The sequence below is a fragment of the Mycobacterium sp. genome (assembly GCF_035274705.1).
GTDB lineage: Bacteria > Actinomycetota > Actinomycetes > Mycobacteriales > Mycobacteriaceae > Mycobacterium.
Window position 1 is genome coordinate 22833 of the sequence record NZ_DATENY010000087.1, and the last position, 24185, is coordinate 47017.

General features: G+C 64.9%; 22 protein-coding genes. 7 read left to right on the plus strand and 15 right to left on the minus strand.

The genetic code is table 11. The features are described from left to right. Window positions 1-31: 31 nt before the first annotated feature. Both VJV41_RS18455 and VJV41_RS18460 read left to right on the plus strand, forming a co-directional pair. Window positions 32-196, plus strand: a complete 165-nt coding sequence (locus VJV41_RS18455; protein ID WP_325336260.1) for a hypothetical protein — start codon at window positions 32-34, stop codon at window positions 194-196. Further along, window positions 197-1666 carry a trehalose-6-phosphate synthase gene (locus tag VJV41_RS18460; protein ID WP_325336262.1) on the plus strand — a complete coding sequence of 490 codons (1470 nt, stop codon included), beginning with the start codon at window positions 197-199 and terminating at the stop codon, window positions 1664-1666. It begins immediately after the preceding gene. Here VJV41_RS18460 and VJV41_RS18465 read toward each other — a convergent pair. The 12 genes from VJV41_RS18465 to VJV41_RS18520 form a co-directional block, all read right to left on the minus strand. After that, window positions 1653-2147: a mammalian cell entry protein gene (locus VJV41_RS18465; RefSeq protein ID WP_325336264.1), complete on the minus strand. Its 495-nt coding sequence runs from the start codon at window positions 2145-2147 to the stop codon at window positions 1653-1655. The two genes, VJV41_RS18460 and VJV41_RS18465, sit on opposite strands and share 14 nt — an antisense overlap. After that, complete coding sequence (locus tag VJV41_RS18470; protein ID WP_325336266.1) at window positions 2147-2839, minus strand: mammalian cell entry protein; 693 nt, start codon at window positions 2837-2839, stop codon at window positions 2147-2149. The genes VJV41_RS18465 and VJV41_RS18470 overlap by 1 nt, the downstream gene beginning before the upstream one ends. Further along, complete coding sequence (locus VJV41_RS18475; protein ID WP_325336268.1) at window positions 2839-4554, minus strand: MCE family protein; 1716 nt, start codon at window positions 4552-4554, stop codon at window positions 2839-2841. Before VJV41_RS18475 ends, VJV41_RS18470 begins: the two co-directional genes overlap by 1 nt. Next, window positions 4555-5715: an MCE family protein gene (locus tag VJV41_RS18480; RefSeq protein ID WP_325336270.1), complete on the minus strand. Its 1161-nt coding sequence runs from the start codon at window positions 5713-5715 to the stop codon at window positions 4555-4557. Beyond that, window positions 5712-7094, minus strand: coding sequence for a virulence factor Mce family protein (locus tag VJV41_RS18485; protein ID WP_325336272.1), 1383 nt, complete (start codon window positions 7092-7094; stop codon window positions 5712-5714). The genes VJV41_RS18480 and VJV41_RS18485 overlap by 4 nt, the downstream gene beginning before the upstream one ends. Beyond that, the gene (locus VJV41_RS18490) at window positions 7091-8149 is read right to left on the minus strand and encodes a virulence factor Mce family protein (RefSeq protein WP_325336273.1); all 1059 of its coding nucleotides are present in this window, start codon (window positions 8147-8149) and stop codon (window positions 7091-7093) included. Before VJV41_RS18490 ends, VJV41_RS18485 begins: the two co-directional genes overlap by 4 nt. Then, complete coding sequence (locus tag VJV41_RS18495; RefSeq protein WP_325336275.1) at window positions 8142-9176, minus strand: MCE family protein; 1035 nt, start codon at window positions 9174-9176, stop codon at window positions 8142-8144. Before VJV41_RS18495 ends, VJV41_RS18490 begins: the two co-directional genes overlap by 8 nt. Window positions 9177-9303: 127 nt before the next feature. Next, entirely contained in the window at window positions 9304-10506 is a 1203-nt protein-coding gene (locus VJV41_RS18500) for an MCE family protein (RefSeq protein WP_325336277.1), read from the minus strand. 10 nt (window positions 10507-10516) lie between these two features. Further along, window positions 10517-11359: an ABC transporter permease gene (locus VJV41_RS18505; RefSeq protein WP_325336279.1), complete on the minus strand. Its 843-nt coding sequence runs from the start codon at window positions 11357-11359 to the stop codon at window positions 10517-10519. Window positions 11360-11420: 61 nt separating this feature from the next. Continuing rightward, on the minus strand, window positions 11421-12185 hold the full coding sequence (locus tag VJV41_RS18510) for an ABC transporter permease (RefSeq protein WP_325336281.1): 765 nt from the start codon (window positions 12183-12185) through the stop codon (window positions 11421-11423). 271 nt (window positions 12186-12456) lie between these two features. Then, complete coding sequence (locus tag VJV41_RS18515; RefSeq protein WP_325336359.1) at window positions 12457-13377, minus strand: 3-oxoacyl-ACP reductase; 921 nt, start codon at window positions 13375-13377, stop codon at window positions 12457-12459. A 4-nt stretch (window positions 13378-13381) separates the two neighbouring features. Next, window positions 13382-13573 (minus strand): ferredoxin, encoded by a 192-nt coding sequence (locus VJV41_RS18520; protein ID WP_325336283.1) that lies wholly within the window; start codon window positions 13571-13573, stop codon window positions 13382-13384. A 136-nt stretch (window positions 13574-13709) separates the two neighbouring features. Between VJV41_RS18520 and VJV41_RS18525 the strand changes: the two genes are divergently transcribed. The 4 genes from VJV41_RS18525 (at window position 13710) to VJV41_RS18540 (ending at window position 18580) form a co-directional block, all read left to right on the plus strand. Further along, window positions 13710-14888 carry an acyl-CoA dehydrogenase family protein gene (locus VJV41_RS18525; RefSeq protein ID WP_325336285.1) on the plus strand — a complete coding sequence of 393 codons (1179 nt, stop codon included), beginning with the start codon at window positions 13710-13712 and terminating at the stop codon, window positions 14886-14888. Between the two features lie 9 nt (window positions 14889-14897). Beyond that, complete coding sequence (locus VJV41_RS18530) at window positions 14898-15995, plus strand: acyl-CoA dehydrogenase family protein (protein WP_325336287.1); 1098 nt, start codon at window positions 14898-14900, stop codon at window positions 15993-15995. Window positions 15996-16019: 24 nt separating this feature from the next. Then, a complete protein-coding gene (gene fadD17 / locus VJV41_RS18535) occupies window positions 16020-17516 on the plus strand; it encodes a long-chain-fatty-acid--CoA ligase FadD17 (protein WP_325336361.1) in 1497 nt (498 codons plus the stop codon). A gap of 347 nt (window positions 17517-17863) precedes the next feature. Further along, window positions 17864-18580, plus strand: a complete 717-nt coding sequence (locus tag VJV41_RS18540) for an LpqN/LpqT family lipoprotein (RefSeq protein WP_325336289.1) — start codon at window positions 17864-17866, stop codon at window positions 18578-18580. A gap of 7 nt (window positions 18581-18587) precedes the next feature. On the opposite strand, the gene VJV41_RS18545 is transcribed toward VJV41_RS18540, so the two are convergent. Both VJV41_RS18545 and VJV41_RS18550 read right to left on the minus strand, forming a co-directional pair. Next, window positions 18588-19718 carry a nitronate monooxygenase family protein gene (locus tag VJV41_RS18545; RefSeq protein ID WP_325336291.1) on the minus strand — a complete coding sequence of 377 codons (1131 nt, stop codon included), beginning with the start codon at window positions 19716-19718 and terminating at the stop codon, window positions 18588-18590. Then, window positions 19718-21379 carry an acyl-CoA synthetase gene (locus tag VJV41_RS18550; RefSeq protein WP_325336293.1) on the minus strand — a complete coding sequence of 554 codons (1662 nt, stop codon included), beginning with the start codon at window positions 21377-21379 and terminating at the stop codon, window positions 19718-19720. Before VJV41_RS18550 ends, VJV41_RS18545 begins: the two co-directional genes overlap by 1 nt. Window positions 21380-21451: 72 nt before the next feature. On the opposite strand from VJV41_RS18550, the gene VJV41_RS18555 reads away from it, so the two are divergent. Next, a complete protein-coding gene (locus VJV41_RS18555; RefSeq protein ID WP_414684992.1) occupies window positions 21452-22258 on the plus strand; it encodes a crotonase/enoyl-CoA hydratase family protein in 807 nt (268 codons plus the stop codon). A 126-nt stretch (window positions 22259-22384) separates the two neighbouring features. Here the strand turns inward: VJV41_RS18555 and VJV41_RS18560 are convergent, their stop codons facing one another. Beyond that, window positions 22385-24172 (minus strand): fatty acyl-AMP ligase, encoded by a 1788-nt coding sequence (locus VJV41_RS18560; RefSeq protein ID WP_325336297.1) that lies wholly within the window; start codon window positions 24170-24172, stop codon window positions 22385-22387. Window positions 24173-24185 lie beyond the last annotated feature (13 nt).

The following is a 24185-nucleotide window of genomic DNA, read 5'->3' on the forward strand; positions in this document are numbered from 1 at the left end:
GAGCGACGCCGCTGTCGCCTAGAGTTGTCGTATGCCTGCGAAATCTGACCCCGCCGAGCTCGGCGACGTCGAGCCATTAGCCGACAGCACTGCACGCCAGGCCCGGCGCGTCGTCGCCGCGTATGCAACCGACGCGGATGAGTGCCGGATCTTCTTGTCGATGCTCGGCATTGGACCGGCAAAGCTCGAGGCGTAAATGACTCCGGAGGGCGGCCAGCCGGCCGGCTCCGGGGAATCCGACTTCGTCGTGGTGGCCAACCGGCTGCCCATCGACATGGAGCGACTGCCCGACGGCAGCCTGGAGTGGAAACGCAGCCCCGGCGGGCTGGTTACTGCTCTTGAGCCGCTGCTGCGGCGCCGGCGCGGCGCATGGATCGGGTGGCCGGGCATACCCGACGCCGATGACGACCCGATCGCACAGGATGACATGCTCCTCTGCCCGGTCCGGTTGTCCGCCGACGACGTAGCCAATTACTACGAGGGCTTCTCGAACGCGACGCTGTGGCCGCTGTACCACGATGTGATCGTCAAGCCGATCTACCACCGCGAGTGGTGGGACGCCTACGTCGATGTCAACCGGCGCTTCGCCGAGGCTACGGCGAAGGTGGCGGCCCCCGGTGCGACGGTGTGGGTGCAGGATTACCAGCTGCAGCTTGTTCCGAAGATGCTCCGGATGCTGCGGCCCGACCTGACGATCGGCTTCTTCCTTCACATCCCGTTTCCGCCGGTGGAGCTGTTCATGCAGATGCCTTGGCGGACAGAGATCATCGAGGGCCTGCTCGGCGCCGATCTCGTCGGCTTTCACCTGCCTGGCGGTGCGCAGAACTTCCTGATCTTGGCGCGGCGACTCGTCGGCGCCAATACCTCACGCGCGACGATCGGTGTGCGGTCCCGCTTCGGCGAGGTGAACGTCGGCTTCCGGACCGTGAAGGTCGGCGCATTCCCGATCTCCATCGATTCGGCGGCGCTTGACCAGCAATCGCGCTCGCGTGCTATCCGGCAGCGGGCACGCGAGCTTCGCAACGAGCTCGGCAACCCACGCAAGATCCTGCTCGGCGTCGACCGGTTGGACTACACCAAGGGCATTGACGTTCGGCTGCGGGCCTTTTCGGAGCTGCTGGCCGAACACCGCGCCAAGCGTGACGACACCGTGTTGGTGCAACTCGCAACGCCGAGCCGCGAACGCGTCGAGAGTTACATCGAGATGCGGGAAGACATCGAACGGCAGGTCGGCCACATCAACGGTGAATACGGTGAAGTCGGCCATCCGATCGTGCACTACATCCACCGGCCCGTCCCGCGCGACGAGTTGATCGCGTTCTTCGTCGCGGCCGACGTCATGCTCGTCACCCCGTTACGCGACGGTATGAACCTGGTGGCCAAGGAATACGTGGCCTGCCGCAGCGATCTCGGCGGCGCGCTGGTGCTCAGCGAATTCACCGGCGCCGCAGCCGAACTCCGTCAGGCTTATCTGACCAACCCGCATCACCTCGAAGGTGTCAAAGACACGATCGAGGCCGCGCTGAATCAGACACCGGAAGAGGGCCGGCGGCGGATGCGCGCCCTGCGCAGGCAGGTACTCGCCCACGACGTCGACCGCTGGGCGCGATCGTTCTTGGATGCGCTGGCATCCACCCGCACGGACGACGCCGCTAAATCGGGGTGATGTACTTGATCAGCCACTTGCCGTCGATCTTCTGATAGTCGACACGCAGCCGGCTGCCGTCGTAGACGGGCTGCTTGGACTTGTCGGTCACCGTGCGGTTCATGTACACCATCACCGATGCCGAATTCCGTTGGGCGCTAAGCACTCCGACTCCGACCACGTTGGCCTGGCTGACGACTTGCCGCTCCCGCGCCTGCGGGATGATGTCCTTGGTGGCGCGGTCCTCGAACTCGTGGCGGTAATCCGGAGTCAGCAGTGGATACACCTCGTTGAGGCTGCGCTCGACGGTCTGGTAGTCGTAGCCGAATACCTGCGGAATCTGCTTGGCCGCCAACGGAGCGACTTCGGCCCGTGTGGTCTGCTCGCCGCGCATCTCCACGCGATTCCAGTACAGCCAGCCACCGACGCCCGCCAGCCCGACGAATCCCACGGCCAGCAATACCGTTACGGCGCCGACAAGCCTTCCCGCCCAACGACGCATCAGTTGCCCCCGTCGGGGTACTTGAGGTCGTAGGCGGTCATGTGGCCGTTGTCGTCCTCGTGCACGATCACCCGAAGCCGGTACGGGCGCGACGGTGAATTGACGCCGTCGATGTCAGTCACGGTGACGCGTACAGACACCAGCACCGCCGCATTCTTCGCGATGTCGTCGACCTTTTCCAACGCGGCGCCGTTGATCACGGCCTCGGAGTTCGCGTTGGTGTCGCGGAAGATCGCCTTCAAATTGTCGACGTTGTTGCCCTGGCTCATCATGTCGCGCAGCGGGCCGCTGGTGCCGTTGACGAACCGGTTCACGCTCTCGTCGATGTTGTTCTGGTTGTAGCTGAACATGTTGACCACGGTCTGCGACGCGGTATCGACGAAGCGCTGGTCGCGGTCCTGACCGGCCACCGCATGCCGCTGCTGGACGAGCATCCATGCCACCCCGCCGGCCAAGATCGCCGCCGAAACCAACACGGTCACCAACGCGACGACCGCGACCAGCGTGCGGTGCGGCTGTCGGCGGGGCGGCGGACTCGCGGGCCGAGCCAGCCGGACCTTGACCGGCGCCGCCTTGTCGACGGCAACGCCGGTGGCTGTTGTCGTTGCCGCACCGGTCGGCCCGGCCGGTCGCGACGCACGGCGCCGCCCCGGTCTCAGCGCCGTCGGCGTCGAAACCGTGTCTTCTGCCATCACGCCTGCCTTGGAGCCAACATCAGATCAACCCAATTCTCCGCGGGCGCCAGTTTGGCATCACCGGGCGCGTACACGCCAGTTCCGCCGGAGGGGTCGACGAACTTGCCGTTCTGGTCGTACGTCGCGACCGACGGCCCACTGGCCATCGGCACCTCCGCAGGCAGCGGCGCTCCCCCGTCGGCCGGTGGTGCGGCCGGTGGTGGCGCAGGTGCCTCAGGAGGCGTCCTGCCATACGGCGGCACGACCTGGTCCGGCGGCGCATAGAACGGCCACGGCGGTGGTGGTGTACCCGGCTCGTTCGGCGGCACCGGCAGCGGGAACGGCGCGTGCGGCGCAGGCCCCGGCCCAGGCGGCACACCCGGCGGCAGCTGCACGACCGGCGGACCCGGATCGGGATCCACCTGCGGCGGGATGTACGGGAACTTATTGGGCGGCAGGATGTTTCGCCCGGGCGGCTCGTAGTGGTTGTCCTCGCGTTCGTCCATCGGCGTGCCGACCGGGATTGGCGGCCCGCGCCACGGGTTGCTGCCGATCGGCACGTAGCCACGCGGGTCACGGCACAGCTGGATCGTGGGCGCACGTTTGCCGGGGAACTCCTGGCACGGGTAGTTACGCGCGCCACGCACCACGGTGGGATCGTTCTGAGGCGTCTTGCAGTACAGGTCCGTCGGCAGCTCACGCAGCGTGGTGTCGCCGGGCGAGCGGATCAACGGCGGCGGGATGAAACCCGTCGAGCAGCCCGGGGGATCTTGCAGGTCGATCTTGAAGTCGAGCTTGCCGCCCTCGTCAACAGGCACACCGCCGGCCACCGTCTCCAACGCGGCAATCAACGCGGGGAAAATCACCAGCGCCTGTTCGAGCGACTTGCGGTAGATCACGCCGATGCGCCCGAAGTTGGCCAGGTTGGCGGCCAGCATCGGGAAGGTGGGCCGGATGCCCTCGAACGTCGTATCGGCTTCGGCCGCCGCACCCGGCACGTTCTGCAGCACCGACCGCACTTGCGGATCAGCATTCGCGACTTCCCCGGTGAACCGGGCCAGCCCCCCGGCTAGCGACTTGATGTCGTCCCCGCCGCGGATCTGCGCGTCGAGGAACGGGCCGGCCTGATCGATCAGCTGGGTGATCTGTCCGTAATTGGAGTTCGCCTCGTCGATGAGCAGTCTCGACGACTGGATCAATCGCGCCAGTTCGGGCCCAGAACCATTGAACGCCTTGAACGTTTCGCGCAGCACGTCCTGCAGGCGGCTGTTGCCCACACTGCTGACAAGCTGATCGGCCTCGCGAAGCAGCCCCGCGACGTCCTGACCGATCGCGGTGTGCTGCTGGTCGATGTTCGACCCGTTGCGCAGCTTGGACTTCGACGGTTGATCGGACGGCACCAGGTCGATGTACTGCTCACCGACCGCCGACACGCTCTTGACCGTCGCGGTGACGTTGTCGGGCACGGCGGTACCACTGTTGAGCCGCATGTGGGCGACGACGCCGTTGTCGGTCAGTCCGACCGATTCCACCCGCCCGACGGTCACGCCGCGGTAGGTGACGTTGGCGTTCTGGTAAAGACCGCCGCCCGCAACGAAATTCGCTGTGACGTTGTACGCGCCCAGACCGACCGCGGCGGGCACATGCAGATAGAAGATCGCTATCGCGCTGACGGTGATAATCGTGACAATCGCGAAGATCGACAGTTGGATTCGGGTCAGCCGGGCCAGCATCTAGGGCGTCCCCCCGTGCTGGGTGGCGGTTCCCACCGGAATCTTGAACGGATCGGCGGCCTGGCCGGACAGGTTCGACATCGCGCCGGTCAGGAAGTCGGGCGGATTGACCACCTCGTCGAGGTGCTTCATATTCGGATCCAGCCCGAGCGAGGTGGTGAAGACCGTCTCGCCCAGCCGCCGCAACGTCAGGTCGAACGTCACGAACACGTTGAGATAGTCGCCACGCACCGCGTTGCGCAGGTACTTGTAATGGAACGGGAACGTCGGCAAGAACTCCAGATCCTTGATGAAGGTATCGGCATTGTCGTTGAGCGACTTGATCACCGGGTACAGGTCTTTGAAGTCCGCGGCGAAGTCGTCCTTGGTCTGCTCGAGAACTCGCGCCGCGATGGTCGCGAAGCTGCGCAGCGCGCCGAAGGCATCGACGATGTTGGCGCGGTTGTCGTTGAGGACCTTCAGCGCAGCGGGCAGGGACTCCAGCGTTCGGCCCAGGCTGTCCTTGCTGCGAGCGAGAATGCCGGAGAACCGATCGAGGCCTTCTGCCGCCGCGATGATGTCGTTGGTCTGCCGATCCAGCGAAGTCGTCAGCTCAGCCAGCCGCGGGATCAGGTCGGTGAAGGTTCCGGCGCGGCCGGCGACCGCGTTGAAGGTCTCGTCGGTGATGTCTTGCAGCGCACCGAGATTGCCCTTGTTCACCACGACACCCAGCGAGGACAACACTTCCTCGGTGGTCGGATATCGGCCCGTGTGAGCGACCGGTATCTCGGAGCCGTTGGTCAGTTTCCCGGCGCCCGGCTCGCCTTCGGGCGGCGCGAGCTCGATGTGCTGCGAACCCAACAGCGACGTCTGCGCAACCTTCGCGATGGAATTGGCGGGCAGGTTCACATTCTTGTCCAGCGACAGCTGAACTGCCGCGTAGAACGTGCCGTCGGGTCGCTGCACGGCGTCGATGCCCGACACGCTGCCGACGGTGACATCGTCGACCATCACCGGCGAGTTCTGCGGCAGCGTCGCCACGTCAGGCAGCTCGACCGTGATCTTGTAGGAGCCGTCGCCGTGACCCGCCGTGCCCGGCATGTTGAGTGAGTTCAGGCCGCCGAAAGAGCACCCCGTCAGTAGCATCATGCCCGACGAGACGGCCAACGCTTTGCGCATCATCCGCCTGCCCCCTCGGCTGGCAACGGTGCGGCCGGTGCTGGTGCAGGAGCTGCTTCAGGTCCCCCAGCGTGTGACGTCGATGCGGCTTGTGGTGCCGGCGGAAGGATCAGCGACGTGAGGTCGGCGTCTGGCGGCAGCTGCGGCGGCGCAACTCCTGGCGCGTTCTGCCATTGCAGATACGGCACCGGGGTTTCGGCCTTGGCCTCGGTCTGCGGGGTGTCGTAGGTGATCTGCCCCTTGTAGGCCGTGATGCTGTTGATCGGGTGGAACAGCAACGGCGGGAAGTTCATCGCGATGCGCTTGAACACGGGGCCCATTCGCTGGCGGCAGATTTCCGCCCGCTTGTAGTTATCCGGGTTCGCGCCGGTGTCGAACGTGCCGCCGCAGATGAACTGCACCGGGTTGCCGAAGTTGGGCAGTGTCAGCAGTCCGCCGGCGGTGCCCTGGGCCGGGTTGTAGATGTTGTAGAAGTTGGCCAGGCCGTTGGGCGTGATGTGCAGGATCTGCTCGATGTCGTCGCTGTGGTCGGTCAGGATCTTCGTGAAGTCGGCGAGCTTGCCGATCTGCTCGATCAATGCCGGATTGTTCTCGTGCAAGAACCCTTTGACATCGGCCAGCGCCTGGTTGAGCGTGCCCAGCGTGTTGTCGAGGTCGGCCGAACTGTCGGCGAGCACCTGCGACACCGATGCGACGTGGTTGGTGAACTGCACGATCTGCTCGTTGCTGTTGGAGAGCGCGTTGACGAGCACCTGCAGATTCCTGACGGTGCCGAACAAATCGGTGCGCGAGTCGCCAAGCCGTCCCGCCGTCTGTGACAACTCCCGCAGCGCCTGTCGGAACGAGTCGCCATTGCCTTCGAAGGTGTCGGCGGCCTGATTGACGAACGCGGACAACGGCCCCTGCATGGATCCCTGTTGCGGCCCAAGCTGGGCGCTCAGCTGCGTGAGTTGCTCCTTGACCTCGTCCCATTCGACCGGCACCGCCGTGCGGTCCGAGCCGATTTGGGCGCCGTCGGCCATGGCTGCGCCTCCGGTGTAGGCGGGAGTCAGCTGAATGAAGCGGGCGGACACCAGATTTGGCGCGATGATCAATGCCTTGGCATCGGCAGGCACCTTGACGTCACCCTGCACTGTCATGGTGATCTTGACGTCGGTGGCCCGCGGCTCGATCGAGTCGACCTTGCCGACGGGGACGCCGACGATGCGCACGTCGTCACCCGGATATAGACCGACCGCCGAGGTGAAGTAACCGACGACCTTGTGGCCGGCGCGTGACGGCCACACCAGATAGACGCCGACGACCAGGGAGATGACCAGCACGGCGGCAAGCGCTATGCGCAGCCACCGGCTTTGTGCGGCAGACGGGTTGGCGTATGTCATGGCGACTTCGGCCTAACGATCAGCCGCTCGGAGATATATCCGCGCAGATAGTCGGCGAGACTGTCCGGCAGCTTGCCCGGCTGGAAGTAGAAGTCCAGCAGCACCTCCGACAGAGTGGCAGGCGGCAGGCCGTACAGGTTGATCTGGAAGCCGGGTCCGGAGCCCACCACCTCACCGAGGGCGGTCGCGTACGGCGGCAGCCGGCGCAAAGCCTCACCGATGTGTTCACGACGTTCGAGGAGGTTATCCAAGACGGCGTTCAGCTTCTCCAGCGCTGGCTTGAACTCCTTTCGGTTGTCGGCGACGAAGCCCGAAATCTGGTGCGACACATCGTCGATGCCCGCAATCAGATTGCTCAGCGCTTGACGGCGTTCGTCAAGTGCGGCGAACAGCATGTTGCCGTCGACGATCAGCTGATTGACCTGTCCGGAGCGTTGGGCCAGCGTGTCGGACACCTTCTTGGCGTGTGCCAGAAGCTGTTCGAGCGCCTCGTCGCGTTTGTTCAGGCTGCGCGACAGATTGGCGACACCGTCGAGTGTGCCGCGGAGCTGCGGCGTCGCGTCACGCAAGGTGTCGGTCAGCGTCTGCAGCGCCTGCTCGAACTTCGGCTTGTCCAATTCACTGGCGTTCTGGCCGAGGTCCTGCAGAGCAGTAGCCAGGGTGTACGGAGTTGTGGTGCGGCCCAACGGGATAACCGTCGACTCTCCGGAACCCTTAGGGGTGACAGCCAGAGACTTCTCGCCGAGCACGGTGTCGGTCTTGATCGCGACAAGGGATTGGTCACCGACCTTGATGTCCCGGTCGACGGTGAACGCCACCTTGGCGGCGTCTCCCGCCAACGCGACGCCGGTGACCTTCCCGACCCGGATACCGGACACGTTCACATCGCTACCCGGCGAGATGCCGCCCGCGTCGGTGAAATACGCCTCATAGGGTTTGCCCTGCGGCCAGAACGGCAGTTGCGTGTAGCCGAACGACACCAGCACCAGGCACGCCACCAGCACGATGCCGAAGATCCCGGTGCGTAACGGATTGCCGCCGTCAGGTCTAGCCATTCTCCGAGCACCTCCCCTTCGACGGGTCCGGCGGGCCGCCGAACGGAATCAGGATGTCGCTGCCTGCCGGGCCGTTGATCTTCATCCGGATCGAGCAGTAGTAGATGTTGAAGTACGACCCGTAGGCGCCAAGCGCGTTGAGGCGCAGGTAATTCTCGGCGAGAGGCTCGATGACCTTGTTGACGTCCGCCTTGCGCTCGTCCAGCCGCTGCGCCAGCGGGCGGGTGTTCTCGATAACGCCCTGCAGCGGGCGCCGAGACTGGGCCAGCATGTCGGTCAGATCGTTCTCCGCCGTCGCCAGTGGCGGAATCGCGCCGGCGATCGGGTCGCGGCCCTCCGCCAGCCCAGTGATGAGCTTCTGCAGTTCATCCACGCTGGCGTTGAACTGCGCGCCCTTGTCGTCGACGGTTCCCAGCACCTCGTTGAGGTGGTTGATCACATCGCCGATGAGTTGGTCACGGGCGGCGAGGTTTTGAGTGAATGCACTCGTCGTCGACAACAAGGTGGACAGCGCACCGCCCTGCCCCTGCAGCAACTCGATGACGGCGTTGCTCACCTCGTTGATCTTCGCGCCGTCGAGGCCCTTGAGCACCGGCCGAAGGCCGCCGAGCAGTGCGTCGAGATCCAATGCCGGCTGAGTGTTCTGCTTCGGGATCGTCGAACCCGCCGGCAACTTCCGCAGTTCGCCTGGGCCGGAAGTGATCTCGAGATAGCGGTCACCCACCAGGTTCTCGTAGCGGACGACCGCCCTCGTCGAGGTATAGAGCTGGTAGCGCTTGTTGATGTCGAACGTGACATCGACCGAGTTGTCCGGATTCAGCTTGACGCCGTTGACGGTCCCGACCGGGACACCGGAAATGCGCACGTCCTGCCCTGCCTTCAGCCGGGACGCGTCGGTGAAGGTGGCGTGGTAGGTGTTATCCGACGCGAACCGGAATTCACCGAACACCACTACCAGGAACGCGGCCACCAAGACCATCGCCACCGTGAAGATGGAGACGTTGAGCAGCGTCCTGTCGCGGCGCATCAGTTCCCTCGCCTCTTCGCGCAAGCGCTCATCAGTGCCCTCGCCTCTTCGCGCAAGCGCTCATCAGTGCCCTCGCCTCTTCGCGCAAGCGCTCATCAGTGCCCTCGCCTCTTCGCGCAAGCGCTCATCAGAAGTCGTCCCTTTCCGCGAACGCGCCATTGAACAGGAACTGCAGCGTCGACGGCGCGTCGAACTGCAATTCGGTGTTCGGCTGATAAGGGACGTAGGCGTTGTCGGTGACCAGGAACGGCGTGTGATACCAGGAGCCGCCGAACTGCTTGGTCGGAACGTCGGGCAACCCGCGGCAGTTCGGACCGCCGGAAGCGTTGACGATCGGCAGGCTCTCCGGGTAGGTGTATGCGGGCGCGCCCGGAATGAAGTTGGACGACACGAACAGGCCCGGCCGGGTGCCACCGATGACCGGGGCGAACGTGTCGATGGCCTTCGCCACGCCCTGCAGGACACAACCGAATTCGGGTGAGTAGTCGCCCGCGACCTTCAGCGGCACTCTCAGCCGTTGAATGGCCGCGATGTAGTCGTTTTCGGCGGGCTGCAGCGTCGCGGTGCCGTTGTTGGCCAGCCCCGTCGCCGCGAGCAGTGTCGCGTTGAGGTTGTCCTGCTCATCGACGAGCGTGTTGTTGATGGTCGGCACATTGTCGAAGATACGGGCCAGATCGGGACCGGCGTCGCCATAGATGTTGGCCACCACTGCGGTCTTCTGGAAGTCGTCCTGCAATGTCGGCAGCTTCGGATTGAACTGCTGCAGATAATAATTCAGCCCGGACAGAGTGGCGCCGAGATCATCGCCGTTGCCGCGCAGTCCCTCCGCGAGCGCGGACAGCGTCGCGTTCAGATTGATCGGATCGATCTTGTGTAGCACGTCGGTGAGCGTCTGGAACAGCGTGTTGACTTCCAGCTGCACCGCCGAGGCCTCCACCTGCGCACCCGGCCGCAACGATGTGCCCGACGGTTTGTCAGGCGGCACGAACTCGACCGACTTGGCACCGAAAACCGTTGTGCCCGCGATGCGCACCGTCGCGTTCGCCGGGATGTATCGCATCTCATTGCTGTTGATCGACAGCGTGAGCTTCGCCTGATTACCGGCGTACTCGATGTTCTTCACCTCGCCGACCTGGATGCCCCGGTATTTCACCTTGGCGTCCTGCTCCATCACCAAGCCGGCGCGTGGGGACGTCACGGTCACCGTGTCGGTGTCGGTGAACGCAGCGGTGTAGGCCAGGTAGGTGAACACAGTGGCGGCCACCAGAATCGCAGCCAGGATCGCCGCAGCGATCCTTACGTGGCTGCGCTTGGCGTCACCGTCGGACATTCTCCCCCGCCTATCCGGAGAGGTTGAAGTTGCCGGACGCGCCGTAGACGGCGAGTGAGATGAACAAGGTGATGGTCACGACAACGATCAGCGAGGTGCGCACCGCCTGACCGACCGCGATCCCGACGCCGACCGGACCGCCAGAAGCGTTGTAGCCGTAGTACGTATGCACCAGCATGACGGCGACCGCCATCACGATGGCTTGCAGGAACGACCAGAGCAGGTCGGTCGGTACCAGGAACGTATTGAAGTAGTGGTCGTAGAGGCCGGCGGACTGTCCGTTGATGAAGACGGTGGTGAACCGCGCGGCGAAGAACGCGGCCAGTACCGACAGCGAGTACAGCGGGATGATCGCGACCATGCCCGCCATCAGCCGGGTGGACACCAAATACGAAACCGAGTGCACGGCCATCGATTCGACGGCGTCGATCTCCTCGGCGACGCGCATCGCTCCGAGTTGTGCGGTGGTGCCCGCACCGATAGTTGCCGCCAGCGCGATGCCGGCAATTACGGGCGCGACGATTCGCACGTTCAGAAACGCAGACAGGAATCCGGTCAGCGCCTCGATGCCGATGTTCCCCAGCGAGGAGTAACCCTGCACGGCGATGACACCGCCGGAGGCGAGGGTGAGGAAGGCCGCGACGCCCACGGTCCCGCCGATCATCACCAGCGCGCCGGTGCCCATGGTCATCTCGGCGATGTTCCGGATCGTCTCCTTGCGGTAGCGCCTGATCGCGTTGGGGAGGTATCGGATCGTCTCGCCGTAGAACAGCGCCTGCTCGCCGACGGTGTCGACGGCCTTGGGCACGCCGCTGAAGAAGCGGCGGAAGCGGAGCGTGACGTCGTAACTCATCGGCGGCCTCGGCTCTCACCATTCGGCGCTTCGCCCAAGAGGCTCATCGCTACGCATCCCGTCATCGCACGAGCACCCGGACGCCGATGGCCGTCATGATCACGTTGATCACGAACAGGCAGATGAACGCGTAGACGACGGTCTCGTTGACCGCGGTCCCCACACCCTTCGGGCCGCCCTGCACCGTCAGTCCGCGGTAGCAGCCGACAAGCCCGGCCACCACGCCGAATAGCAAAGCCTTGACCTCCGCGAGCACCAGCTCGCCCAGCCCCGTCAGCACCGTGAGCCCGTTGATGAAGGCTCCCGGGTTGACGCCCTGAAGAAAGACGGAGAAGACGTAGCCGCCCGACAGGCCGATCAGGCAGACCAGACCGTTGAGGAGCAGCGCCACGAACGTCGAGGCCAGGACCCGCGGCACCACGAGGCGCTGGATCGGGTCTATGCCCAGCACGCGCATCGCGTCGATCTCTTCGCGGATGGTGCGCGCGCCCAGATCCGCGCAGATCGCTGTCGCGCCAGCGCCGGCCACCACCAGCACCGTGACGACCGGACCAAGCTGGGTGATCGTGCCGAACGCGGTGCCGGCACCGGACAGGTCTGCGGCGCCGATCTCGCGAAGCAGGATGTTGAGCGTGAAGGCCACCAGAACCGTGAACGGGATGGCCACCAGCAGCGTCGGGATCAGCGAAACCCGCGCGATCATCCACGTCTGGTCGAGGAATTCCCGGAATTGGAAGGGGCGCCGGAAGATCTTGACGAAAGTCTCCAGGGACATTTCGACGAACCCGCCCACGGCCCGAGCCGGTGCCGCAAGCTGTTCGATCAACCTCGGCTCCGTTCTCGGGCGGAGTGCTGGCGATCCGTACGCCATGGCGAAGAGTTTGGGACTGCTCGCCGCGACGGTTCTCCCACCCCAGTGTTAAGCGTTGCTCTTAGTGAGCCGGATCATACTAACTAGAACACGTTCGCAGTGTCAAAGAACAACAAAACTACTCAAAACTGTAACCTTTGTGCAGGTCAAAGCCAGTGTGACCCAAGTCATTCTGAAACGTGTTCTAGTGCACTCGAAACGTTGGCATCCAAGATAGTCAGGCTTACTAACCCATCAGTGCGGTGGCCGAGAAATTCCGCTCAGGATCCCGGCCAGCAAAGTATTCGTGCAACGTTGCACTGAGCTCTGCAGGGTCCCACGCATCGGTATCCGCACTGAACCGCTTTTCGGCCGTAGGCGCCGCAACGAGTGTCACTGTAGGACCGTAGACGATGAACAGCTGTCCGTTCACGCCTACCGACGCCGGTGAGGCGAGAAAGCGCACCAGGGTCACCACATGTTCGGGGGACAGTTCGTCGAGCTGGCCGTCAGTGAGCTCGGGCGCCTCGCCGAACACGTCGGCCGTCATGGCCGTGCGCGCCCGCGGGGCGATGGCGTTGGCCCGCACCCCGTAGCGCTCGAGGGCCCGCGCCGCCGAGAGCGTCAGCGCGGTGATGCCGGCCTTGGCCGCGCCGTAATTGGCCTGGCCGACCGGGCCCGCCAGACCGGCCTCCGACGACGTGTTGATGATGCGGCCGTAAACCGTGCCGTCGGATTCCTTGGCTTTCGCGCGCCAGTACGTGGCGGCGTTGCGCGTCAGCAGGAAGTGGCCACGCAGGTGAACCGCGATTACCGCGTCCCAGTCTTCGTCGCTCATGTTGAACAACATGCGGTCGCGGGTGATCCCCGCGTTGTTCACGACGATGGCCAAGCCGCCGAGGCCGTCAGCGGTCTGCACGAGTTCATCGGCGGTAGAGCGCAGGCTGATGTCACCGGCGACGGCCACGGCCTTCGATCCAGCCGCGGTGATCTCGTCGATGACGTCCGACTTATCCAGCGCACCGGCGATGTCGTTGACGACGATCGTCGCGCCCGCGCGAGCAAGGCCGATCGCCTCTGCGCGCCCCAGTCCCGCGGCCGCACCTGTCACCACCGCGACGTGACCAGACAGATCAGCCGCGTCGGAATGATTTGTCAATTTATGAATACCTCTAGTCTCTGCGGATCAGGGCAGCTCGGGGGCATTCGGCGATCGACTGATCCGCCAGGTCCTCCTGGTCGGCCGGCACCGGGTCCGCCTTGACCACCGCGTAGTCCTCGTCGTCAAGCTCGAACAGGTCGGGGGCAATTCCCACGCAAACCGCGTTGCCCTCACAGCGGTCACGGTCCACTTCCACACGCATGACAACCTCCTTGCAGTCAGAGCCGCGCTGAGCACCAGTGCGGCACCGCCCTGGACCCCAAGACTAGAACGTGTTACAACCAGGTGTGAATCAGGGTCAGACGACGGGCTCTCACAGAAGAAGTTAGGACACCGCCATGCGGATCGGCTACACCCCAGAGCAAGAGGAGTTGCGCCGCGAGCTGCGCGCGTACTTCACCAAGCTCATGACCCCGGAACGCGCCGAGGCGCTCGCCGCAAGCGACGGCGAGATGGGGCGGGGCAACGTCTATCGCGAAACGGTCGCGCAGATGGGCAAGGACGGCTGGTTGACGCTGTCATGGCCGAAAGAGTTCGGCGGCCAGGCGCGTCCGCCGATGGATGGGCTCATCTTCAACGACGAGGCCGCCATCGCGAGCGTCCCGGTGCCGTTCCTCACGATCAACAGCGTCGCGCCGACCATCATGGCGTTCGGTACCGACGAGCAGAAGAAGTTCTTCCTGCCCAAGATCGCCTCGGGCGACTTGCACTTCTCCATCGGCTACTCGGAACCGGGCGCGGGCACCGACCTGGCCGCACTGCGCACCACCGCCGTACGTGACGGCGACGACTACGTGATCAACGGCCAGAAGATGTGGACCAGCCTCATCGCATACGCCGACTACGTGTGGCTCGCGGCGCGCACCAACCCAGAGGCCAAGAAGCACCGGGGCATCTCGATGCTGATCGTGCCGACGACGGCCGAGGGCTTCTCCTGGACGCCGGTGCACACGATGGCCGGTGTCGACACCAGCGCCACCTACTACCAGGATGTGCGGGTGCCGGTCGCCAATCTGGTCGGGGAGGAGAACGCCGGCTGGAAGCTGGTGACCAACCAGCTCAATCACGAACGAGTCGCGCTGGTGTCTGCCCAGCCGATCTTCTTGGCGCTCAACGGCGTTCGCGAATGGGCGCAGAACACCAAGGACGTGCATGGCAATCGGCTGATCGACTCCGAATGGGTGCAGCTGAACCTCGCGCGCGTGCATGCCAAGGCAGAGGTCCTCAAGCTGATCAACTGGGAACTCGCCTCCACCGAGGACGCCCCGTCCCCCGCGGACGCATCAGCCGCCAAGGTGTTCGGCACCGAGCTGGCCACCGAGGCCTACCGACTGCTGATGGAGGTGCTCGGCACCGCCGCGACGCTTCGGCCGAACTCGCCCGGCGCGCTGTTGCGGGGTCGCGTCGAACGGATGCACCGCAGCTGCCTGATCCTCACGTTCGGCGGCGGCACCAACGAGATTCAGCGCGACATCATCGGCATGATCGCGCTCGGCCTGCCCCGAGTGAACCGGTAAGGACACACAATGGATTTCACGACAACGGAAGCCGCCGACGACTTGGGCGGCCTGGTGCGCACCATTACCGAGTCTGTGTGCACGCCAGAGCATCATCGTGAGCTCGACGGGCTGGAACAACGGTTCGACCGCGACTTGTGGGGCAAGCTGATCGAGGCGGACGTGCTCTCAGCAGCCGCGCTGGAATCCCTGGGCGGCGGCGGTTTTGGCGTGCTGGAGCAAGTGGCGGTGCTGGTTGCGTTGGGCCGCCAGATGGCGGCGGTGCCATACCTGGAGTCGGCCGTGCTCGGCGCGGGCGCGCTGGCGAAGTTCGGTTCGCAGGCGTTGCAGCAGGAGTGGGCGACGCCGGCGATCAACGGCTCGACGATCATCGCGATCGCGCTCGACGGCGAGATGGGCGAGGGGCCGGTGCAAGCCACCGCAAGTGGTGGTGGATACAACTTGACAGGCTCACGCACCCAGATCGCGTACGGCGCCGTCGCCGACGCCTTCCTCGTTCCGGCGGAAACCGATTCGGGCACCATGGTTTTCGTTGTGGCCGCCGGTGATTCGGGTGTGACGGTCAGCGCGCTCGACACCACCGGACACGGCAGCGTCGGGCATCTGGAGTTGCGAGGCGTCGAGGTCGACGGCGACCGTGTCGTCGGAGGTGATGAGGTAGCGGCCTGGCTCACTACGCACGGCACGTTGGGCCGCAGCGCTTTTCAGCTCGGAGTGCTCGAGCGCGCGTTGGAGCTGACATCGCAGTACGCGCGGGAGCGCGAGCAGTTCGACCGCCCGATCGGCAGCTTCCAGGCCGTGTCTTCGCGACTGGCCGACGGCTACATCGACGTCAAGGGGCTGCGGCTGACGCTGACCCAGGCGGCGTGGCGGTTGTCCGAGGACCTGCCTGCCGACCTCGAGGTCGGCACCGCGGCGTTCTGGGCGGCCGATGCCGGACACCGCGTGGCCCACACGACGGTGCACGTGCACGGCGGCGTCGGGATCGATCTCGACCACCCGGTGCACCGCTACTTCCTGGCCGCCAAGCAGACCGAGTTCGCGGTCGGCAGCGCGACAGGACAGCTGCTGCGCATCGGCCGCGAATTGGCCGACACACCCGCCTGATTCGTGGCCGCGGATCTCTCGGGGCTGCCCACCGTCACAGACCTGCTGACCCCGCTGGTCGACATCGACGACCGGGGCGTGTACTTCGAGGACACCTTCACCAGCTGGCGTGACCACATCCAGCACGGCGCAGCGGTGGCGACCGCCCTGCGGGCACGTCTCGATCCGGCGCGGCCGCCGCATGTAGGGGTGCTGCTACAGAACACGCCGTTCTTCTCTGCAGTGCTCGTCGCCGCCGGGCTCTCGGGTATCGTCCCTGTCGGTCTCAATCCCGTCCGCCGCGGCGCGGCGCTGGCCCGCGACGTCACCCGCGCCGATTGTCAAGTGGTACTTGCCGATTCGGCATCCGCATCGGTCCTCGGCGACATGAACTACATCGACGTCGACTCGCTGCAGTGGGCTGCCGAAGTGGCCGCGGCCCGGCACGCCCCGGTCGAGGCGCGGGTCGCCGACCCTGCTGACCTGTTCATGCTGATCTACACATCGGGCACCAGCGGCGAACCCAAGGCCGTCAAGTGCAGTCAGGGCAAGGTCGCGATCGCCGGTATGACGATGACGCAGCGGTTCGAGCTGGGACCGAGCGATGTCTGCTACGTCTCGATGCCACTGTTTCATTCCAACGCAGTGTTGGTGGGTTGGGCGGTGGCGGTGGCGTCGCGGAGTTCGCTTGCGTTGCGCCGCAAGTTTTCTGCATCCCAATTCCTGCCGGACGTCCGGCACTACGGGGCGACCTATGCGAACTACGTCGGTAAGCCGCTGTCGTATGTCCTGGCCACGCCTGAGCGGCCCGACGATGCGGACAATCCGCTGCGGGCGGTGTACGGCAACGAAGGTGCGCCTGCCGATCTGGAGCGATTCGGCCGCCGGTTCGGCACTGTGGTCGTCGACGGATTCGGGTCGACGGAGGGCGGAATTGCGATCGCCCGCACACCGGACACTCCGCCGGGCGCTCTCGGCCCGCTGCCGCAGGGCACCGAGATCGTCGACGTCGATACCGGTGAGCCGTGCCCGCCGGGCGTGACCGGTGAATTGGTAAACGTCGCGGACGCAGGGCGTTTTGAGGGCTACTACAACGACCCCGACGCCGAAGCCGAACGAATGCGCGGCGGGATGTATCACAGCGGCGACCTGGCGTACCGCGACGAGAACGGATTCGCCTACTTCGCCGGCCGTATCGGCGACTGGATGCGAGTCGACGGTGAGAACCTCGGCACCGCACCGATCGAACGAGTCCTGTTGCGTCACCCCGACATCGCGGAGGTCGCGGTCTACGCCATCCCAGACCCTGCCGTCGGTGACCGGGTGATGGCGGCGGTGGTGTTGACCGCGGGTGCCGAATTCGACGCCGAGAAGTTTCGGGTATTTCTCACCGACCAGCCCGACCTCGGCCCTAAGCAGTGGCCGTCGTTCGTGCGGGTCAGCACCGAATTGCCACGCACCGAGACGTTCAAGGTGATCAAGCGCCAGCTCTCAGCGGAGGGCACCGAATGCACCGACGCGGTGTGGCCGATCCCCCGCTGAACGCCCAAACTGCGCACAGATCGTCAGATCAACGATATTTGCGATCTGCCCGCAGTCTCGTCGGAGGTACTTGTCCTGGGTGAAGATCTAAAGACGGTCGACGTCAGGCGAGTATCCATGGTCGCCACCGTAGGGCGGCGCGACCGGTGCTGTCCTGAACAAGTCGGACAGTATGCGAAGCAAATTGGTGTCGGGAGCTCCCGAAGAATTGCGGTCATCGCCGTTGCCGCAGATTAGGTATATCTACTCACCCTGTACAAACACACTTTTGCACTACGCTTCGCTACGGCAATGAAGGCGCAACAAGTTTGCCCAAACGTGAACATCAGACGGACAGGAGTTAATTCGTGAAACGCACAGCCATCACTGGGACTGCCGCGATAGCGGCGGCGTTGGCGATCGTGCTATCGGGCTGCGGCTCGGACAGCAAGACCGCGCCCAGCACGTCGAGCTCGTCGTCGAAGACCAGCGCTTCTACGAGTACGAAGGCGGCCCCGTCGACCAAGCCAAAGGTGGCGCCGCGTGACGAGGACGCCGCGGGGCCGAACCCGACGATCGCAAGTTACATCGCGGAGAACAAGATTCAGGAAACGCCGGTCAAGCGCGGCGATCCCGGTTCTCCCACAATCGATCTGCCGGTGCCCGACGGCTGGGAGCCGGCCGGCGAGGACACTCCTGACTGGGCCTACGGCGCCATCATCTACACCGGGCCGAACGCCGGCGAGTACACGCCGAGCGTCGTCGCGCTGGTGTCCAAGCTGACCGGCAATGTCGACCCGCAGAAGATCATCGACCTGGCGTCTGGCGAGCTGAACAACCTGCCCGGCTGGAAAGCGATGAACGACGGGTCCACCAGCACGCTCGGCGAATATCCCGCGTATCAGCTGGGCGGTACCTGGGTGCAGGACGGGCAGACCAAGGTCGTTGCGCAGAAGACGGTCGTGATCCCTGGCAACGACGGTTTGTACGTGCTTCAACTCAACGCCGACAGTCTCGAGGATCAGATCGACATTATCGGCGCGGCAACGGATGTGATCGACGAGCAGACGAAGATCACGCCCTGACGCAGGGTCAGCTGTCGCGGATGTCATCCAGGCGCTGGGTGGCATCCGCGAACCCGGCCACCAGCTCGGCGATGATGTCGGCAACCGGGCGGATCTCGTTCATGCGCCCGACGATCTGGCCGACGGGCATCGCGACCGTGTCGGGATTGTCGGACTCGTTCATCCGCTGATGGGCCTCGCTGACCAGAATGTTCTGTAGCGGCATCGGAAGCGGCTCGGGCGCGTCGGGCGCATCCCACGCATCGGTCCAGCGCGTCTTGAGCAGCCGCGCCGGCTTTCCGGTGTAGATGCGGCGGCGCACGGTGTCGCTGGAATTCGCGCGCAGCAGTGCTTCTTGAATCGTGGAGACACCGCTTGGCTTGCGGTGGCCGAGGTCGTATTCGGCGGACGTCAGGAACGCCGAGCCCATCCAGACTCCCTGCGCACCAAGGGCCAACGCCGCTGCGACCTGGCGGCCCGTGCCGATGCCGCCTGCCGCCAGTACCGGAGTTTTATGGCCAAGCGCGGCTAACTCATCGATGATTTCCGGCCACAGCACCATCGAACCGATTTCGCCGGTGTGTCCACCGGCCTCATGGCCCTGCGCGACGACGATGTCGACACCGTTGTCGACATGCCGCTGAGCGTGCTTGGCGCTACCGGCTAGCGCCGCCACGGGGACGCCGGCCTCGTGAGCCTGGTCGATGACGTCCTTCGGCGGTGAGCCAAGCGCGTTGGCGATCAGCTTGATCGGGTGTTTGAGCGCCACCTCGACGTGCGAGCGCGCCACCGAATGCAGCCAGCCCAGCACGCCCTCACTACGTGCCTCGTCGTCCGGCAGCGGCGGAACCCCGAGATCGGCAAGGGTTTTCGCGACGAAGTCGCGGTGCGATTGCGGGATCAACTTGTTGATGTCGACGGCCGTGCCCTCGGTGGGCACCTTGGTGGGCATGACGATGTCGACCCCGTACGGCTTACCCTCGGTATTGTCGTCCATCCAATTCAGGACGGCCTCGAGATCGTCGGGCTCGTTGAACCGCACACAGCCGAGCACACCGAGCCCGCCGGCCTTGCTGACCGCAGCGGCAACCTTTTCCGATGGCGTGAAGACGAAGATCGGATAGTCGATGCCGAAGCGGTCACACAGCTCGGTTCGCATCAGGACGGCGTTCCTACGTGGCTGGCGTGAGCATCATCGGCGGGCCGCTCCTCGGTGGTGTCCTTTGCCCACCGATAGTCGGGCTTACCTGCTGGGGTGCGGTGGATCTCATCCACCCACCAAACCTTGCGCGGCACTTTGTATCCCGCGATCTCCTGACGCACGAAGGCGTCGAGTTCAGCCAGCGTCGGGTTGGTGCCCGGGCGCCGGTGGACGACAGCGGCGACGCACTGGCCGAATCGATCGTCCGGCACGCCGACCACCAACGCGTCGAACACATCTGGATGGCCTTTTAGCGCGGCCTCGACTTCCTCGGGGTAAATCTTCTCCCCACCGCTGTTGATCGACTGCGAGCCACGGCCAAGCATCGTGACACTGCCGTCCGCTTCGACCTCGGCGTAGTCGCCGGGGATCGAGTAGCGGACGCCGTTGAACGTCTTGAACGTTTCGGCGGTCTTTTTCTCGTCCTTGAAGTAACCGACCGGGATGTGACCGCGCTTGGCGATGAGACCGCGCACGCCGGACCCCGGCTTGACCTCGTTGCCGTCCTCGTCGAGGACGACAGTGGTTTTGTCGATGGTGACCCGCGGCCCACCCGTGTGCGACTGACCCTTGGCCACGATGCTGGTACCGCCGAAGCCTGTTTCCGAGGAGCCGATCGAATCGGTGATGACGCGATTCGGCAGCAGTTCGAGGAACGTCTCCTTGATGCTGGTCGAGAACAATGCCGCGGTGCTGGCCAACAAGAACAGCGACGAGAGGTCGTACTCCCTCCCCTTGGCCTGGGCCGCAATCAGTGCGTCCAGCAGCGGGCGCGCCATCGCGTCACCCGTGAAGAACAGCAGGTTGGCCTTGTTCTTCTCGCACGTCTCCCACACCTCGTCGGCGTTGAACTCCGGTGCGAGTACGACGGTGTGCCCCGCGAACAGTGCGCCCCAGGTGGCCGACTGCGTGGCGCCGTGGATCATCGGCGGGATCGGGTAGCGGATCATCGGCGAGTTCTCGGCGGCGGCCTTGGCCAACTCGTACTCGTCCTTGATGGGCTCACCCGTCGCGAAGTCCGTGCCGCCGAACAACACTCGGTAGATGTCTTCGTGGCGCCACATCACGCCCTTGGGGAAGCCGGTGGTGCCGCCGGTGTAGAGCAGATAGATGTCGTCGGCGCTGCGCTCACCGAAGTCGCGCTCGCCAGAGCCCTGCGCGATCGCCGAGTAGAACTCGACGCCGCCGTAACGCGTGAATGTTTCGTCACTGCCGGCGCTCTCATCGTTGACAACCAGGATGGTCTTGACGCTCGGGGTCTCCGGCAGGACGTTGGCGACGCGATCGGCGTAGCGGCGTTCGTGCACGAGGGCGACCATGTCGGAATTCTCGAAGAGGTACTTCAGCTCGCCCTCGACGTAGCGGAAGTTGACGTTGACGAGGATGGCGCGGGCCTTGACGATGCCGAGCATCGCGATCACGATCTCGATGCGGTTGCGGCAGTACAGCCCGACCTTGTCGTCCTTCTTGACGCCCTGGTCGAGGAGGTAGTGGGCGAGGCGGTTCGCCTTCTCCTCCAGTTCGGCATAGGTGACTTGCTCGTCACCGCAGATCAGTGCGACGCGGTCAGGCACGGCGTCGATGGCGTGCTCGGCGAGATCGGCAATATTCAGGGCCACGGCCCTAAATTAGAACGTGTTACATTTTCTGACAAGTCTGTGGCAATGAGGCAGGAAGGCGGCCGGTCCGTGATCGACCCAAAAAACACCGAAAAAGGCCCCGACGCCCTCGTTGAGCAGCGCGGACACACGCTGATCTTGACGCTGAACCGGCCCGAGGCCCGCAACGCGCTTTCCACCGAGATGCTCTCGATCATGGTCGAGGCGTGGGACCGCGTCGACACCGATCCCGAGATCCGGTCGTGCATCCTGACCGGCGCCGGCGGCTACTTCTGCGCGGGCATGGACCTCAAGGCAGCGACGGCCAAACCACCGGGGGACTCGTTCAAGGACGGCAGCTACGACCCGTCGCGCATCGACGCCCTGCTGAAGGGCCGGCGGCTCACCAAGCCGCTGATCGCCGCCGTCGAGGGCCCCGCGATCGCGGGCGGCACGGAGATCTTGCAGGGCACCGACATCCGGATCGCGGGCGAAAGCGCCAAGTTCGGCATTTCCGAAGCCAAGTGGAGCCTGTACCCGATGGGCGGCTCGGCAGTGCGGCTGGTGCGCCAGATTCCTTACACGGTGGCGTGCGATCTGCTGCTGACCGGGCGGCACATCACGGCCGCCGAGGCCAAGGAGATGGGCTTGATCGGCTACGTCGTCCCGGATGGCTCAGCGCTGGAGAAGGCACTGGCGATCGCCGAGGTGATCAACAACAACGGCCCGCTGGCGGTGCAGGCGATCCTCAAGACGATCCACGAGACCGAGGGCATGCACGAGAACGACGCCTTCAAGATCGACACGAAGATCGGCATCGAGGTGTTCCTCTCCGAGGACGCCAAGGAAGGCCCGCTGGCCTTCAAGGAGAAGCGGTCGCCGAACTTCAAGATGCGCTAGGTCTCTTCAACCACATCCGTCGCCGCAACGCGCGGGCCACTTTTTGCCCGCCTCGGCGCAACTTTCGAGCGACAAACCGCTGCGGTCGACCGTTGTCGCTGAGTTGTCGCTCCCAGGCGGGCACTTTCAACATTTCCCGCTGAGGTAGCGCGCGCGGCACGCCCGCCGGGCAAGCTTGCCGCTGGTCGTGCGCGGGATGGCGCCCGCGGGCAGGAACCGAATGTCGAACACCGCTAGCCCATGTTCCTGCGACACCCTCTTGCGAATCGCCTCGATCGCAGGTTGCGGATCGTCACGGGCGGTACCCGCCGCGCGTTCGGCGACGATCACCAGGCGTTGGCGCTCGTCGGTGAACGCCGCCACGTAGCCCCGTCGCACCATCGGCGACGCCTCCGCCGCGCTGGCCTCGATGTTCTGCGGATAGTGATGCGCACCGTCGATGGTCACGAGGTCGGCGATCCTGCCGATGACGTAGAGCTCACCATCCAGATACGTCCCGAGATCCCCGGTGCGGAGCCACTCGCCTGCGGCCGGCGCACCGTCCGCGTGACTACCGGCGGACAATCGCGACTGCAGCCTTGCGCCGAAGGTGGCGCGGCTTTCATCGGGCCGGCCCCAATAGCCTCGACAGACATTGTCGCCGTGCAGCCAGATCTCACCGACAGTGCCGTCGGACAGTTCCTCGGCGGTTTCGGCATCGACGATCACGGCCCACTGGCTTCGCGCGACCTGACCGCAGGCCACGTGCGCCACCGCATTGGGGGCGTCGGCCGCAATCCGCACCGCTCTATCGCCAGCCAATTGTTCGCGGTCGAAGTAACTCACAGTCGGCTCGGCGCTCGGCTCGATGGTCGAGACGAAGAGTGTCGCCTCGGCGATTCCGTAGGACGGCTTGACGGCCGATCGCGGTAAACCGAAGGGCGCGAACGCCTTATCGAAGGCGCGGATCGCGTCCATGCTCACGGGTTCGGATCCGATGATCGACACGACATTGCTCAGGTCGATATCGTCACCGGGATCGGGTAGCCCACGCTGAGCGGCCCACTCATAGGCGAAGTTCGGCGCGGCGGTGACGACGCGACCTTCGCGGGATCCGGCCGACAACGCCCGTATCCACCGTTGCGGCCTGCGGATGAACGCGGTGGGCGACATCAGCGTCGAGTGGCCGCCATATACCGCGGGAAAGCCGATCATCGACAAGCCCATGTCGTGGTAGAGCGGTAACCAGCTGACGCCGTGGGTGTTTCGGTCAAGGAGGTCGATCGCGAGGATCATCTGCAGCAGGTTGATGCCGACCGCCCGGTGGGTGACCTCCACGCCGACAGGAGGTCGCGTCGCGCCCCCGGTGTACTGCAGATGAGAGACGTCTGCAACGTCAATTGCCACCGGGGTGAAGGCTTCTGCCGCCGAGTCGGGTATCTCGTCGATGTTGATGACGTGCGGCCGTCGTGAAGGCGGAATCGTCGCCAGGAACGCTTGCACCGGTTCCCTGACGGCCTCGGTGGTGAGCACGAGGATGGGCTGGGCGTCGTTGAGCGCCGTTTCCAGACGCTCGGCATGGCCGGGCAATTCGGGCGCAAACAACGGCACCGCAATGGTTCCCGCCTTCACCGCCGCGAAGAACCCTGCAATGTAGTCAAGGCCCTGTGGCGCCAGCACCGCAACCCGATCACCCCGATCGGCAACCTGCTGAATGCGCGCACCGATAGCTCTCAGGCGGATCCCGAGTTGGGTCCAGGTGATCTCGCTGGGTTGTCCGGCGTCCGACCGGGTGAAGTCGAGGTAGCGGTAGGCCACCGTGTCGCCGACGTTCGCGATGTTGCGGTCGATGAGCGAAATGAGCGTGACCCCAGGCGGCAACACGATGCCGCCGTCGGCGTCGAGGCAGTCCTCGATCTGCAACAGCCCGGCCATGACCGCAGTGTAT